Origin of the sequence: Micromonospora sp. Llam0 (assembly GCF_003751085.1) — a bacterium.
GTDB lineage: Bacteria > Actinomycetota > Actinomycetes > Mycobacteriales > Micromonosporaceae > Micromonospora_E.
In genome coordinates, this window is sequence record NZ_RJJY01000001.1 from 4,259,194 (window position 1) to 4,274,845 (window position 15,652).

The 15,652-nt window shown below is 73.8% G+C and carries 6 protein-coding genes; 2 read left to right on the forward strand and 4 right to left on the reverse strand.

What is annotated here, in order from left to right:
* Positions 1 to 75 precede the first annotated feature (75 nt).
* Both EDC02_RS18620 and EDC02_RS18625 read left to right on the forward strand, forming a co-directional pair.
* Positions 76 to 11,670, forward strand: coding sequence for a non-ribosomal peptide synthetase (locus EDC02_RS18620; protein WP_123603066.1), 11,595 nt, complete (start codon positions 76 to 78; stop codon positions 11,668 to 11,670).
* Entirely contained in the window at positions 11,664 to 12,065 is a 402-nt protein-coding gene (locus tag EDC02_RS18625; RefSeq protein ID WP_123603067.1) for a rhodanese-like domain-containing protein, read from the forward strand. Before EDC02_RS18620 ends, EDC02_RS18625 begins: the two co-directional genes overlap by 7 nt.
* Before the next feature lie 29 nt (positions 12,066 to 12,094).
* Here EDC02_RS18625 and EDC02_RS18630 read toward each other — a convergent pair whose 3' ends face one another.
* The 4 genes from EDC02_RS18630 to EDC02_RS18645 are packed head-to-tail and all read right to left on the reverse strand — an operon-like array spanning position 12,095 to position 15,634.
* On the reverse strand, positions 12,095 to 12,745 hold the full coding sequence (locus EDC02_RS18630; RefSeq protein ID WP_123603068.1) for a response regulator transcription factor: 651 nt from the start codon (positions 12,743 to 12,745) through the stop codon (positions 12,095 to 12,097).
* Positions 12,742 to 13,923 (reverse strand): sensor histidine kinase, encoded by a 1,182-nt coding sequence (locus EDC02_RS18635; RefSeq protein ID WP_123603069.1) that lies wholly within the window; start codon positions 13,921 to 13,923, stop codon positions 12,742 to 12,744. The genes EDC02_RS18630 and EDC02_RS18635 overlap by 4 nt, the downstream gene beginning before the upstream one ends.
* Positions 13,924 to 13,925: 2 nt before the next feature.
* Positions 13,926 to 14,723, reverse strand: a complete 798-nt coding sequence (locus tag EDC02_RS18640) for a hypothetical protein (protein WP_123603070.1) — start codon at positions 14,721 to 14,723, stop codon at positions 13,926 to 13,928.
* The gene (locus EDC02_RS18645) at positions 14,720 to 15,634 is read right to left on the reverse strand and encodes an ABC transporter ATP-binding protein (RefSeq protein WP_123604923.1); all 915 of its coding nucleotides are present in this window, start codon (positions 15,632 to 15,634) and stop codon (positions 14,720 to 14,722) included. Before EDC02_RS18645 ends, EDC02_RS18640 begins: the two co-directional genes overlap by 4 nt.
* Positions 15,635 to 15,652: the final 18 nt, after the last annotated feature.

Below are 15,652 nucleotides of genomic sequence, written 5' to 3' on the forward strand. Positions count from 1 at the left end.
ACGACACCCGGGATTCGCCGCGTTCCGGCTGGCCGGACCAGGTGGGGTGTGGGCCGGCTCGGCTAGGGTCTGGCCGTGCTGATCACGGACGGGCCGAACGGCGAGAAACACCTGCTCGATGTGCTGATCGCAGCCGCCGACACCGCCCCCGATCAGCCGATCACGCACGTACGCGGGGACGGCACCGAACACGTCGTCACGCACCGCCAACTGCGCGACGACGCACTGCGGGTCGCCGGTGGGCTGCGTGACGCCGGCATCGCGGCCGGCACCCCGGTGATCCTGCTGGCCGATGCCGGCGACGACTTCCAGCCGATGTTCTGGGGCGCGCTGGCGGCCGGGCTGGTGCCCGTACCGCTGCCGGCGGAACCGACCCGAGTGGCCGGCGTGCGCGACCTGCTCGGCGGCGTACCCGTGATCGTCGACGACACCTCCGCCCCGGTCGCGCAAAAGGCCGGCGCACCAGCGCTACACATCGACCGGCTGCGGCACGGGCGGGCCCCGCGCCGACTGCCCACCCCGAGCCCGGACGATCTCGCGTTCCTGCAGTTCTCCTCCGGCAGCACCGGCACCCCGCGCGGCGTCGAACTGCGGCACCGCAACGTGCTGGCCAACCTGCGGCAGATCGGCCAGGCCGCCGCGCTGACCAGCGACGACACCTCGGTCAGCTGGATGCCGTACTTCCACGACATGGGGTTGATCGGCACCCACCTGGCGCCGCTGGCCGCCCGGCTGCGGCAGGTCCGGATCGGCCCGCTGACCTTCGCGAAACGGCCGCTGCTGTGGTTCAGTGCCGCGCACCGGCACCGGGCCACCCTGCTGTCGGCCGCCAACTTCGCGCTGGCGCTGGCCGTCCGGCGGGTGCCGGCCGACGCCCTGGCCGGGCTGGACCTCGCCACCGTACGGCTGATGATGGTCGGCGCGGAGCCGATCTCGCCGGTGGTGTGGCGGGCGTTCGTCGAACGGACCCGGCCCGCCGGACTCGACCCGGCCGCACTGCAACCGGTGTACGGGCTGGCCGAGGCGACGCTCGCCGTCACCGTCCCGCCGCTGGGCGAAACCGCCGTACCGGTACGGGTGGACCGGGCGGCGCTCGCCGCCGGCACAGTGCAGCCGGTCGGCGCGGGTGACCCGGACGCGGTGGAGTTCATGGATGTCGGGCTGCCGGTGTCCGGCTGCCAGGTACGCATCGTCGACGACGCCGGCAACGTCGTCGGAGGCGACGGAGCCGACCGGGACCTCGGTGACAGCCGGGTCGGCCGGATCGAGGTACGCGGCCCGAACGTAGCCGCCGGCTACCACCGTGACCCGGCGGCCACCGCCGAGGTATTCGTCGACGGTTGGCTGCGTACCGGTGATCTGGGATTTTTGCGCGACGGCCGGCTCTGCGTGACCGGCCGGGTCAAGGACGTCGTCTTCGTCAACGGCCGTACCTTCCACGCCGCCGACCTGGAGGAGGTCGTCGCCGGCACGGCCGGACTGCCGCCGGGGCGGGTCGCGGTGATCGGCTGCACCGACCACGACAGTGGCGCCGAGCGGATCGTGGTGTTCGTGCAGTGGGCCCGACCGCCGGCCGACGCCGCTGCGGTGCTGGCGCGGGTGGCGGCCCGGATCGTGGCGGCGACCGGCCACGACCAGGTCCGGGTGCTGCCGGTGCCGGCCGGGGCGTTCCCCCGCACCACCAGCGGCAAGCTGCGCCGTCCCCGGCTGCGCCAGCGGTACGCCGTCGGCGACTTCGCCGCCGTCGAGCAGCGCTGGGCGGCAGCGATTCCGCCGACGCCGGCGATCGCACCGCCGATGAGCACTGTGGCCGGTGGTGGGAGCCGCGACGAGGTGGAGCGGGTCGTGCGGGCGGTGTGGGCGCGGGTGCTGCGTCGGCCCGCCGACGACATCGGCGTCCACGACCGGTTCAGCACGCTGGGTGGTTCGTCGCTGCAGGCGATGGAGGTGCTGGCCGGCCTGGAGGACGCGTTCGGCCGCGAACTCGACCCAGCTGAGCTGCGGGAACGGGCGACGGTGGCGGCACTGGCCGACCATCTGCTCACCCCGGTAGACGGAAACGCAGAGCTGGCCCAGCCGGCGGACGGGGTGGCGGCCCGGCCGGCGGACGGGGTGGCGATCATTGGGTTGGCCTGCCGGTTTCCCGCTGCGGACAGCCCTGACGAGTTCTGGCGGCAACTGCTCGACGGGTGCGACAGTGTCGGCGAGATCCCGGCGCAGCGGTGGCGGCCGGACGGCAACACCGGCACCGCCCGCTGGGGGGCGTTCCTTGACGACCCGGCCGGCTTCGACGCCGACTTCTTCGGCATGTCCGACACCGACGCCGACCACACCGACCCGCACGCCCGGATCTTCCTGGAGCTGGCACACGAAGCGTTGGAACGTGCCGGGTACGCCGGGCCGCGTCGACACGGCCGCCGGGTCGGGGTGTTCGCGGCGGTCGGCGAGAGCGGCTACGCCGAACTGCTGCGTACCGGACCGGACGCTGGCGGGCAGCCGGCCGCGCTGGTCGGCAACCTGCGCAGCCTGATCCCGGCGCGCGTCGCGCAGGCCCTCGACCTGACCGGGCCGGCGCTCGCGGTCGACACCGCCTGCTCGTCGGCGCTGGTCGCGCTGCACCTGGCGGTCCGCAGCCTGCGCGAACGCGAATGTGACCTGGCGGTGGTCGGCGGGGTCAACCTGAACCTGACGCCGACCGGGTACCGGCTGCTCGACGCCGCCGGGGCGCTGTCGGCCACCGGCCGGTGTCGGGTCTTCGCCGCCGACGCCGACGGATTCGTGCCCGGCGAGGGCGGGGCCGCGCTGGTCCTGGCCCGCACCGACGACGCCCGCGCCGCCGGGGACGAGCTTCTTGCCCTGGTACGCGGGACCGCCGTCAACAACGACGGCCGCTCGTTGAGTCTGCTGGCCCCGAACCCGTTGCGGCAACGGGAAGTGATCACCCAGGCGTACCGGGACAGCGGCGTCGACCCGGCCACGGTGTCCTACATAGAGGCCCATGGGACGGGTACGGAACTCGGCGACCCGGTCGAGGTGCGGTCGCTGGCGTACGCGTTCCCGCCGCGCCCGGACGGCCGGCCCCGGCTGCTCGGCTCGGTCAAGTCGAACCTCGGTCACCTGCTCAACGCCGCCGGGATGCCCGCCCTGGCCAAGGTGATCCTGGCGCTGCGGCACCGCCAACTGCCGCCGTCGCTGCACGTCGAGACTCCGTCACCCCGGCTGGACCTGGCCGGCGCCGGGTTCGAGGTGGTGACCGGCGCACAGGAGTGGGTCGGCGACGGCCCGTTGACGGCCGGGGTGAACGCGTTCGGGTTCGGTGGCACCAACGCCCACGTGATCCTGCAGGAAGCCGATCCGGCACCAGCACCGGAGCAGGCCACTTCGGGAGCGGAGCAGGCCGCCGAGGCGGCCAGCGCCGGGCCGCCGTACCTGGTGACCTGCTCGGCAGCGACCGAGGCCGCGCTGCGGCAGTCGCTGCGGGACCTCGCCGCCCACCTCGACGCCTACCCTGACCTGGATCCCGGCGACTTCTGCGCCACCGTGAACACCGTCCGGGACGACCGGCCGTACCGGGTCGCCGTCGTCGCCGACAGCACCGCCGGGCTCGCCGCCGCGCTGGCCGCCGCCGCGTCCGGCCCGGTCACCGAGGTGGTACGCCGGCCGCGTACCGCCGTGGTGTCGCCCGACGGCGCGTCAGCGGCGGAGGTCTGCCGGCGGCTCGCCGACTGGGGTGTGGTGCCCGACGCTGTCGTCGGTGACGACGCCGACCAACTGCGGGCGCTGCTCGACCAGAGCTACGACGTGCTGCTCGGCGTCGACCCGCACCGGCTGACCCTGGCCGTACGCGACGCGTCGCCGGAGTCGGCCGACCGGGTCGAGGTGCTGTCGGTGCCGCCGACCGACGACGACGGCGGGCTGACCGGGCTGACCGGGGCGCTGTGGCAGCGCGGAGTCGCCGTGGACCGAGTCAGGATGTCCGGCGGTCGTCGGCGGGTCGCCGTGCCGACCTACCCGTTCCAGCGGCGCCAGCACTGGCTGCCGGAGGCCGCAAGGGACGAGCTGGTCCATCAGGTGCGCTGGTCGCCCTTGCCGGCGCCGGCCGGGCTCGCCCCCGCGTCGGTGCACCTGACCGGTCCGGGTGCGGCGCCCGGCGACCCGCTGGCGGACGCGCTGCGCGACCGGCTGGCCGCCAACGGCATCGAGCGAGCCGCCGGGATCGGTGACGCCGAGCTCGTCGCCTACCTGGCCGGCGGCGACCCATTCGACGTCAACGGCGGCGTGGCCGGGCTGGACGCGGCCGTCAACGCCACGCTGCACGGCGTGACCGGGCTGGTCGCCGCGCTGCCCGAGCGCGCGTTCCGGCTGCTGATGGTCACCCATGACGCGGTCAGCACCGGGGCGACCGGTGAACGACCGGACCCGGTGCAGAGCCTGGTCACCGGGCTGTCGGCGGCGCTCGCCGACGAACACCCCGACAGTGTGGTGTCCGGGGTGGACCTGTCGAACGTCGACGACGTGCCGGCACGGGTGGACGCCCTGGTCGCCGAGCTGGCGACCATGGGGGCATCACCAGTCCCGGCAGCGGTGGAGTCGCGGCTGGTGGCGTGGCGGGCCGGGCAGCGGCTGGGCCGGCGACTCGTCCCCGCCGCGCCGATCACCGGCAAGCCCGCCGCCGGCAAGCCGAGCGGCGAGGAGCCGACGGGACCGGTCGACTCGGACGGCGTACTGCTGATTGTCGGTGGCACGGGTGGCGTCGGCGCCGCGCTCGCCGCGGACCTGGCCGCGCGCGGACACCGCCGGATCGTGCTGGCCGGCCGCGCCGCCGCCGCACCGGACGGGCTGGTCGACCGGCTGCGGGCCCTCGGCGCACAGGTCGACTACCGCCGCTGCGACATCACCGACGCCGCCGACGTCGACGCGCTGATCGCCGGGCTGCCCGGCCTCGCCTCGGTGTTCCACGCCGCCGGTGTGGTCCGACCCGGCCCGCTGCGGTCGAGGTCCGTGGCCCAGCTGCGGGCCGTGCTGGCACCGAAGGTACGCGGCGGTCACCTGCTGGTCCGGACGCTGCGCCGGTACAGTCGCCGCCCGGCGACCGTGGTGGCGTTCACCTCGGTCAGCGCGCTGCTGCCCGGACTCGCCGGGGCGGTCGGCGACTACGCCGCCGCCAACGCGTTCCTGGACACGTACGCCGCTGTCGAGCGGGCCGCCGGCCGGCCGCTGCGTACCGTCGGGTTCTCCGCCCTGGCCGACGCGGGGCTGGCCGCCCACCCGGCGCTCGCGGCGCGGCTGGCCGCCCGGGGCCTGCCGGCGCTGCCGTTCGACGACGCCCTACCGGCGCTGCGGTCGGCGCTGCGCCGACCCGCCGCCCACCTGGTCGTCGCCCGGCTGACCGCCGCGAGCGTGCCTGCGGCGGACGCCCTGCCGCAACCGCAGGCGGTGCCGAGTGGTGCGGCCGGTCGGCAGGTCAACACCTCGGGTGAGATCAGGGACGTGTTGCGGCGGCTGCTCACCGACGCGCTGGACTGCGACCCGGCGCGGATCGACGACGACACGCCGCTGCTCTCCCTCGGCCTGGACTCGCTCACCGCCATCGACCTGGTCAAGACCCTCGAAGGCGAGCTCGGCCGGTCGCTGCCGACCATGCTGCTGTTCGAGCACGGCACCATCGCCGCGCTCGTCGACCGGCTCGCGGATCCGGCACCGCAGCCGCCTGCGGTTACGCCGGCGGCCGACGGCGACGCGGAGACGTTCGCGTTGTCCGGGGTGCAGCGGGCGTTCCACACCCTGCACCGGCTCTACCCGCAGGTGGCCGCGTACGGGTTCGTCCGGCACGCCGTCACCGGGCCGCTCGACGCCGACCTGCTCGGGCAGGCCCTGGAACGCCTGACGCACCGGCACCCGATGCTGCGGATGCGGTGGACCGACGGCGACGGCGTGACACCGCCCTGCCAGCTGATCGGCCCGCCGACGCCGCTGACCGACTGGTACGCCGTCCACGACGGTGCCGTCCACGACGACAGCGACGACGCCGGTGACGTCGACGCGCTGACCGAACGGCTGTGCAACGAGCCGATCGACCTGACCTGCCGGCCGCCGCTGCGGGCCGCCCTGATCCGGACCGGTCCCGCCGACGCCCAGCTGCTGCTGGTGCTGCACCACGCCGCCGGGGACGGGGCCAGCCTCAGCGTGCTCAGCGAGGAGCTGTGGCAGGTGTACGGGGCGCTGGCCGCCGGCCGCGTACCGCAGTTGCCGCCGGTGCCGACGACGTTCCGCGACCAGCTGGCCGTCGCCGCGCCGGCGTCTGCGGAGGACCTGGCCTTCTGGCGGGAGACCCTGACGGCGTGGCCGACCGGGCTGCGGCTGCCGTGGCGCGAACCGGCCGCACCGCCCGCACCGCCGTACACGGCCTATCAGGTCAGCGTCGACCCGCCGACGGTGGCCGCGTTGACCCGGGTGGCCGCCGCCGCGCAGGTGTCGCTGTTCCACCTGCTGCTCGCCGGGTACGCCCGGTGCCTGGCTCGCACGAGCGGCCAGCGCACCGTCACCGTGTCGGTGGCCCGCGCGGGCCGCGACGCCCGGCTGCCCGGCGTCGACCGGGTCGTCGGGCCGTTCGCCGACACCCTGCCGGTGACGGTCGACGTCGATCCGGCCGAGCCGGCGGTCGACCTGGCGTACCGGGTGCTGGCCGCCTGGCTGGTCGCACAGCGGCACGGCACGGTCGACGCGGTCGACCTGGCGCGGGCGACGCCGCGACCCGACGACCCATCTGGCGTCGACGACGGCGGCGTTGGCGGCCGGCCGGTCACCGCCAGCCCGGCCAGTTTCAGCTTCGCCCGCTTCCCGGCCACAGCGGATGCGGACTGCCTGGTACGGGTGTCGCCGGTCGCCGCCGGGACCGCGTCGGCCGGCACCCGGCTGGGGCTGCTCTGCTGGCCCGACGGCGAGCGGCTGCGGTTCGCCTGGAACCATCCGGTGGCGTTGCTGGACCGGTCGACGGTGGCCGGGCTGGCCACCGATTTCCTCGCCGAACTGGCTGACCTGGCCAAGTTGGCTGAATCGACGTCTGCGGAGTCCGTTGCGGGCGCGCCGCCCTCGGTCGTGGAGCGAATCGGGCAGGTGTGCCGCCGGCACGCCGACGCGGTCGCCGTCGAGTCCGGTCCGCTGCAGATGACGTACGGGCAGTTGGACGCCGCCGCCGACCGGGTCGCCGCCGCGCTACGCCACCACGGCGTACAGGCCGGTGACCTGGTCGGGCTGCTCACCGCGCGCGGCCCGGCCGTGGTCGCCGCCGTCGTCGGGGTGCTGCGCGCCGGGGCCGGCTGGGTGCCGTTGGACGTCGCCCACCCGGCGGCCCGCCACCGCGACCAGCTGCGGCGCAGCGGCACACAGGTGCTGCTGCACGACACCGAGTCCACGACGCTGGCCAACGCGCAGGCCGATGCGCAGGCCGGGCTGGCCACGATCGACATCGAGACGATCATCGCCAACGGAACCACTGTCGACCCGGCGGCAGACGGCGCGGCCGCTGCCGACCCGGACGGTACGGCGTACGTCATCTTTACCTCCGGTTCGACCGGCCGGCCGAAAGGGGTGCCGGTCAGCCACCGGTCGATGGCGAACTACCTGCGCTGGGCGGTCGACACGTTCGGCTACCACAGCGGTGACCGGCTGGCGCAGACGTCGTCGCTGTGCTTCGACGCCTCGGTCCGGCAGCTGCTGGCACCGCTGCTGGTCGGGGCGACGGTCGTCGTACTCGCCCCGCAGGTGCTGCGCGACCCCGACGAGGTGCTGAGCCGGGTCGAACACGATCGGATCACGGTCTGGAGTTCGGTGCCGACCCTGTGGGGTCAACTGCTGGCGGCGGCGCAGCGGCGTACCGCCTCGGGCGGACGACCGGACCTGTCGGCGCTGCGCTGGATCCACGTCGGCGGCGAGGCGCTGCCTCCCGGGCAGGTACGCGGCTGGTTCGGCCTGTTCGGCCCCGGGCACCGGATCACCAACCTGTACGGGCCGACCGAGGCGACCATCAACGCCGCCTGGTTCCTGATCGACCGGCGACCCGCCGACGGCCTGCGGCGGGTGCCGATCGGCCGGCCGGTTGCCGGTGCGACCCTGGCCGTCGTCGACGCAGCCGGGCGACCCTGCCCGCCGGGCGAGGCCGGCGAGCTGCAGATCAGCGGACCGGGGTTGACCAGTGGCTACCTGGACGATCCGGAGCAGACCGAGGCGGCGTTCACCCATCGCGACGGCCGGCTCTGGTACCGCAGCGGCGACCGGGCCCGCGTCGGCCCCACCGGTGACCTTGAGTTCCTCGGTCGGCTCGACGATCAGGTGAAGCTGCACGGCCACCGGATCGAGCCGGGTGAGATCGAAGCGGTGTTGGGCAGCCACCCGGCGGTCACCGGCACGGCGGTGCTGTACCAGGCGATGCCGTACCCCCGGATGGTCGCGTTCGTGCAACTGTCGGAGGGCGCGGCGACGGACGAGGCGGTGACTGCCGCCGCGCTCCGCCGGCATCTCGCGGACCGGCTGCCGCCGCAGTGGGTGCCGGCCCGGTTCCGACCGGTACGGGCGCTGCCGCTGACCGCCACCGGCAAAGTGGACCGGCACCTGCTGGCCGGGCTGCTCGACGACGATTCACCGTCGGTCGACGACGAGCCACCGCCGGCGGCGGACGCTGAGCCGCGTACCGGCACTGAGCCGCGTACCGGCACTGAGCCGCGTACCGGCACCGAACGGCAGGTGGCGCAGGTGTGGCAGGCGGTGCTCGGGGTGACCGCCGTCCGCCGCGACGACGACTTCTTCGCCATTGGTGGCGACTCGATCGTGGCGATCGAGGTTTTCGCCCGGCTGCGGGAGCGGTTTCCGGCCGCGCCCGGCCCGGCCGCCATCTACGACCATCGGACCCTGGCCGGGCTGGCGGCGGTACTGGATGCGACGCCGAAGCCCGAGGCAGCGCCGGTTCCAGCGCCGGACCAGGGAGCCGAGGCGGCACCGGCACTGGCGGCGGTACCGGGATCCGGGGCGGCACCGGTCGACGCATACGATCCGCGGCCGTTTCCGCTGGCCCCGGCGCAGCGCGGTTTCCTGCTCGCCGAAGCGGCCGCGCCGGGCAGCAGTTCGACCTGGCTGGCCCGGCTGCGGCTGATCGGTCGGCTGGACCGGCGGCGGTTCCAACAAGCCGTCGACATCGCCGTGGCCCGGCATCCGATGCTGCGTACGGTGTTTCCCGCCGGTGCGCGACCGCCGACGCAGCAGGAGTTGCCGCCGACGCTGCGGCTGCCGGTCCGGTTCGAGAGCGTCGAGTCGGCTGAGCAGGTCGCCGACCTGATGGCGTGGGAACGGCGGCGGGCGGTGGAGCCGTGGGCCTGGCCGTTGCTGCGGTTGCTGGTGCTGACGGTCGCCCCGGACGAACATGTCCTGGTGGTGCACGCGCACCATCTGATCGGCGACGGCTACAGCGCCGCGCTGCTCGGCCAGGAGCTGCTGGCGCTGTACGACGATCCGGCGTCCGGCGGGGCGACGCCGCCCCGGACCACGTTCCGCGACTACGTCGACTGGCTGCGCCGGCAGACGCCGGATCCGGCGGCGCGACGCTGGTGGCGGGAACGGTTCGGGCCGCCGTACCGGCCGCCGACGCTGCGTGCGTCCGTCGCCGACGGCGCCGGGGGTCACGACCGGGCCCGCACCGGTGGGTTCACCCTGGACGGGATGGTCACCGCCGGGCTGCGCCGGCTGGCCGCAGCAGCGGGCACCACCGGGTACGCGCCGGTGCTCACCGCGTACCGCCGGGGGTTGGCCCGGCTGACCGGCCAGGGTGACCTGGTGATCGGGTTGACCGTGACCGGCCGCGACCATCCGCTGCCGGATCTGCACCGGCTGTTCGGCCCGTGCGCGGTGCTGCTGCCGCTGCGGCTCACCGACTCTGCCCGGTCGGGTGACGGCAGGTCGGGTGACGGCAGGTCGGGTGACGGCAGGTCGGGTGACGGCAGGTCGGGTGACGGCAGGTCGGGTGACGGCAGGTCGGGTGACGGCAGGTCGGGTGACGGCCGGTTCGGTGCCGACCTGGCGCGGGTGGCCGCCGAGGTCGCCGCCGCCCGCCGGCACGGCCCCGACAGCGCGCCTGCCCGCACCGATAGCGGCCCGTCCGCGCTGCTGACCGGGGCGCAGTTCATTTTCAGCTCGCTGGACTTCACCGGGCTCGGCCCGGCCCCCAGTGGCGGACTGTCCCTGGAACCCGACGACACCGACAGTGAGCTGGAGCCGCCGCCGGTCGGCACCGACGTCCTGCTGACCGTCCGGCCGGTGGGTGACGGGCTGCGGGTCGCCGTACGGGCCGCGTCGGCGGCGCTGGACGCCGACCGCTTCGCCGGTTTTGTCGCTGCGGTCGAAGCCGACCTGGTCTCCGCCGGGACAGCGGGCACCGGCCGGGTCGCCGCGGAGACCGGCACCGGCCGGGTCGCCGCTGGCGGCACCGTGCTGGACGCGGCGATCGTCGGCTACCTGCCGGCACCGACGCAGCTGGCGGCGTTGGCCGGGATGCCGGCGGCCGCACTACCCCGGGAACAGATCCGCGACCTGCTGTTCCCGGCCGGGGTGCCCCGCCTGTTGGAGGAGTTGGTCACGCCGTTCGGCCGCTCCGGGTTCGTCTGTCTGCCGCTGTTCGCCGACGAACTCGGCCCCCGCCTGGCACCGGTGACGGCTGACGCGGTCTCGCTCGCCGCCAAGGCGGGTGCCCGGTGCGTGTCGCTGGCCGGCATGCTGCCGTCGGTCACCGGCTACGGCTTCGACGTGGTCCGGCGGGTTGATCCGGCGGTACGGGTGACGACCGGGCACGCCGCGACCGCCACCTCGGTGGTGCTCACCACCCTCGCCGCGCTGGCCGCCGCCGGCCGCGACCTGACCGCCGGCCCGCTGGCCGTCGTCGGTCTGGGGTCGATCGGCCGGTCCGCGCTGGAGCTGCTGCTGCGTCACGGTGGGCCGCATCCGCCACGGATCGTGTTGACGGATCTGCCGGCCAGTCGGCGACGGCTGGCCGACTACCCGGACCGGTTGCGGCGGCTCGGCTACCGGGGTGAGCTGGTCTGGGCCGATTCGACGCCGGCCGACTCGACACCGACGCCGGCCGGCTCGACACCGACAGTCGAGGCCGCGACGGCCGCGGCACAGGTGTACGCGGCGGCGACCATCGTCGCGGCGGTGAGCGCCTCGTCGGAGATCGTCGACGTGGGCCGGCTGCGGCGGGGTACCGTGCTGGTCGACGACTCGTTCCCACACTGCGTGAACACCGCCGCCGCGCTGCGGCGGATGCGCCGCGACGGTGACGTGCTGGTGGTCGGTGGCGGGCTGCTCTCCTGCGGTCCGGTGCGGCGGGTCCTGCCCGCCGGGCTGCCGGCGGCGGCAGTCGCCGGGTACGCGGCACGCGGCGCGCTGCCGGACACGGTGGCGTCGTGTCAGCTGGAGTCGCTGCTGCAGGCGGACCGGCCGGAGCTGCCGTTGGTGCATGGTCTGGTGGATCCGGGGCTGGCGGCGGCGTACTGGTCGGCGGCGCGCGCGGCGGGAATAGCGGCGGCCCCGCTGCATCTGGGTGACACCGCCGTCGCCGACCTGATAGACGGCCGGCTGGGACAAGTCAAAAGGACAGACTCAACGACGGAGGAGCCATGGTGACCCCGGAACCCGGCATCGACCGGCTACTCGACCAGGTACGCGAACGGTTGGACCGAGTCGACCCGGTCACTGCCCAGCGCGCCCAGCGCGATGGTCGGGCGGTGCTGGTCGACATCCGGCCGGCCGCCCAACGCGCGGAGTTCGGGGAGATTCCCGACGCGTTCGTGATCGAACGCAACGTCCTGGAATGGCGGCTCGACCCACGTAGCGCGGCCCGGATCGACCTCGCCGACGACCCGCGACTGTGGCCGATCATCGTCTGTCAGGAGGGGTACGCCTCCTCGTTGGCGGCCGCCTCGCTCCAGGACATCGGCCTGCCCCGGGCCACCGACCTGACCGGCGGATTCGCCGCCTGGCAGGCCGCCGGGTTGCCGGTGGTCGACCCGCACCGGTGAGAACCCTCTGATCGGCGGGCTGGGCGGGCTCAGACGAGGCCGTGCCGATGCGCCCAGATCACCGCGTGCACCCGGTCACGCGCCCCGAGCTTGGCCAGGACCCGGCCCACATGGGTCTTGACCGTCGACTCGGACAGGAACAGCTCGCCGGCGATCTCCGGATTCGACAGGCCACGGCCGATTGCCACCAGGACCTCCCGCTCCCGGCCAGTCAGCTCGTCGAGTAGTCGCGCCTGCTGTGGCGCCGGTCGGCGAGGGTCCCGGTAGTGGTCGAGCAGGGAGCGGGTGATCCGGGGCGAGACCACCGCCTCGCCTGCGGCCACCGTTCGGACCGCCGCGACCAGCTCCGCCGACGGCACGTCCTTGAGCAGGAAGCCGCTGGCGCCCGCGCGGAGCCCGTTGAACGCGTACTCGTCGAGGTCGAACGTGGTCAGGATGAGAACCTTGGTCGCCGGGCAGTGCGTCACGATGTCCGAGGTCGCTTCGATGCCGTCCATGATCGGCATCCGCACATCCATCAGCACCACATCCGGCCGCCGGTCGCGGGCCAGCAGCGCGCCGGCCCGCCCGTCGCCGGCCTCCCCGACGACGCGCAGGCCCGATGCCGCGCCGAGGACCATCGCCATGCCCTCGCGCACGAGCTCCTGATCGTCCACGAGCAGCAGCGTCGTCTCACTCATCGGCGTCCTTGCTCATCGGTGTCCTTGCTCGGGTGGGGCAGGGTGACCCGCACGGCCCAGCCGATCGGCTGGCGACCGGTCTCGACCGTACCGCCGTAGAGCGCGACCCTCTCGGTCAGGGCGATCAACCCCTGCTCGCTGCCGACCGAGGGCGCCGGGGCGCTGCCCCGACCGTCGTCAATGATCTCGACCCGGATCGGATCGGCGGAGTAGTCGAGGTCGACGCGGACCTCGGTCGGCTGCTCGGCGTACCGCAGAGCGTTCGTCAGCGACTCCTGGACCACCCGGAACACCACGCGTTGCAGACCGGCCGACTCGACATCGGCCCCCCGGCGGCGCAGTGTCACCGGCAGGCCGGCGATCCGGAACGTCTCGACCAGGGTCTCCAGGTCGCCCGGAGTGTCCAGGCCGCCGTCGCGCAGGACGCCGAGCAGTCGGCGCATGTCCTTCATCGCCTCCCGGCCGAGGTTGGCGAGCCGATCCACCGCAGCGCGCGACCGCTGTGGATCGGAGTCGGCCACGGCCGTGGCACCGTCGGCCAGCCGTACCATCATGGTGAGGTTGTGCGCGACGATGTCGTGCATGTCGCGGGCGATCCGAGCCCGTTCCCGGCCCGCCGCCAGCTGACCCTCCTGCTCCTTCTCCCGGGCGAGCCGGGTCGCCCGGTCGAGCAGTGCCTGCAGGTAGCGGCGGCGGGTGGCGACGTTCACTCCGACCAGCACCGAACCCACCGCGGCGGCGATCAGGGGAAGCGCGACGGGCTGCAACGCGGCGTACCCGTTGCGCACGACGTTCTCCCCGGCCATGACCGCGACGGTGACCACCCCGCCGACGATCCCGGCGCGGGTCGAGCGGTAGACGGCGAGTGAGTACGACACGACCATGAACGGAATCAGCTGGGCGGAGTCGCTCACCAGGTCGCCCGCCGCCACCACCAGCAGCGCCCACCACGGCCGCGACCGCCATGCCAGCAACGACAGGGCCACCACCGTGTTGACGCCGATCGCCCACCAGTCCCAGGTATGCGGCAGGCGGAACCCGATACCGGTGTCGAAGCCGAGCGCCAGACAGAACAGCACGATGGGCCAGATCCCCAGCCAGGAGTGGCGTACCCAGAACGCGCGCATCGCGCCCGCCGGGGACTGCGGGCGCGATGCTGCCTCGGAGACGGTGGACACCGTCAGGCGTCCCTGCGGACCAGGGCAACGCCGCCGAACACAGCGGGAACGCCCAGCCAGGCCAGCACGACCAGCAGCTCGGTGGAGATCGGGTCGGTCATCACGGCCGACGCCGCCCGCGGGAACGCCAGGCCGGTCAGGTCGATCTGCAGCATGGCGTTCAGCAGAGCCAGCATGATCGGCAACAACAGGACGACGCCCAGCGCGAGGCTGACTCCGAGCGCGGTGCTGCGGAACGCGAGGGTCACGGCGAAGGCGAACAGGGCCACGATGACGCAGTATCCGACTTCCTTACCGAGCACCGCGACACCGGGTCCGAACGGTATCGCGGAAAGCCCGACGCCGCGCAGCAGCGGGACAGCGGCCACGAACACAATGCCCAGCACAATGGCCGCCAGCAGGGCCGCGGAGACAGCGACGACGACGGCCTTCGCGGCCATCACGGCAAGCCGCCGGGGCGCGGCGATCAGGGTGGTCCGGATCGCGCCGGTCGCGTACTCGGAGCCGACCGCGAGGACCGCGAGGACCACGACACCTATCTGCAGGCCGGCTCTGGCCATGCCCATCGAGTCGGTCAGGGCCTGCGAGGCGTTCAGACTCCCGATCTCACTCGCCGGTCCGTAGGAGAGCAGCTGCAGAAGCCCGCCGGCCAGGCCCAGCCCGACCGCGCAGGCTGCGGCGACCAGCACCGACCGGAGAGTACGGAGCTTGGTCCACTCCGCAGTGACCAGACGTGGCAGGCTCAGCCGGACATTCGAGTTCCCGGTGATCCGCGCAACGGTTCGGATGGTGTCGTTCATGCCGATACTCCCTCTGCGACGTGGCGGGCATGGCCCTGGGTGAGGGCCAGGTAGGCGTCCTCCAGCGAGGCGGGGACGGTGGTGTTCTCGTACAGCAGGATGTTGTGACGGTTGGCCAGCATGGCGATCTCGCGCGCTGCCATCCCGGTGATCTCCAGGGTGTCCTCCTGCCGCTGCAGGACAGCCGCACCCTTGGTACGCAGCACGGTCCCCAGGGCGTCCGCGCGGTCCGTGCGTACTCTGGTCGACTGGGTCGCGTACCGGGAGATCAGGTCGTCAACGGTGGCGTCGGCGAGCACCCGGCCGCGGCCGAGCACGATCAGCCGGTCCGCGGTCTGCGCCAGCTCGCCCATCAGGTGGCTGGATACCAGGACCGCCCGTCCTTCGGCCGCCAACGACCGCAACAGCGACCGGATCCAGATGATGCCGTCCGGGTCGAGACCGTTGACCGGCTCGTCCAGCAGCAGTGCGGCCGGGTCGCCGAGCAGAGCCGAGGCGAGACCGAGCCGCTGGCGCATGCCGAGGGAAAAGCCGCGTACCCGCTTGTTCGCCACGTTCGCCAGCCCGACCAGTTCAAGTACCTCGTCGACGCGGCGGTCGGGGATGCCGTGGGTGTGGGCGAGCACCCGCAGATGGTTCCGGGCACTGCGGGCAGGATAGATCGACTCGGCGTCGATGTGCGCGCCGACCATCCGTAGCGGAGCGTCGAGTTCGCGGTAGGGGCGGCCGCCGATGTGGCAGTGGCCGGAGGTGGGCTGATCCAGGCCGACCATCATCCGCATCGTGGTGGACTTGCCGGCGCCGTTCGGCCCGATGAAGCCGGTGACGACGCCGGGGTCGAGCCGGAAGGAGACTCCCTCCACCGCTGCCGTGGCACCGAACATCTTGGTCAGCTCGTGCACTTCGATCATGCAGTTGACGCTACGGCT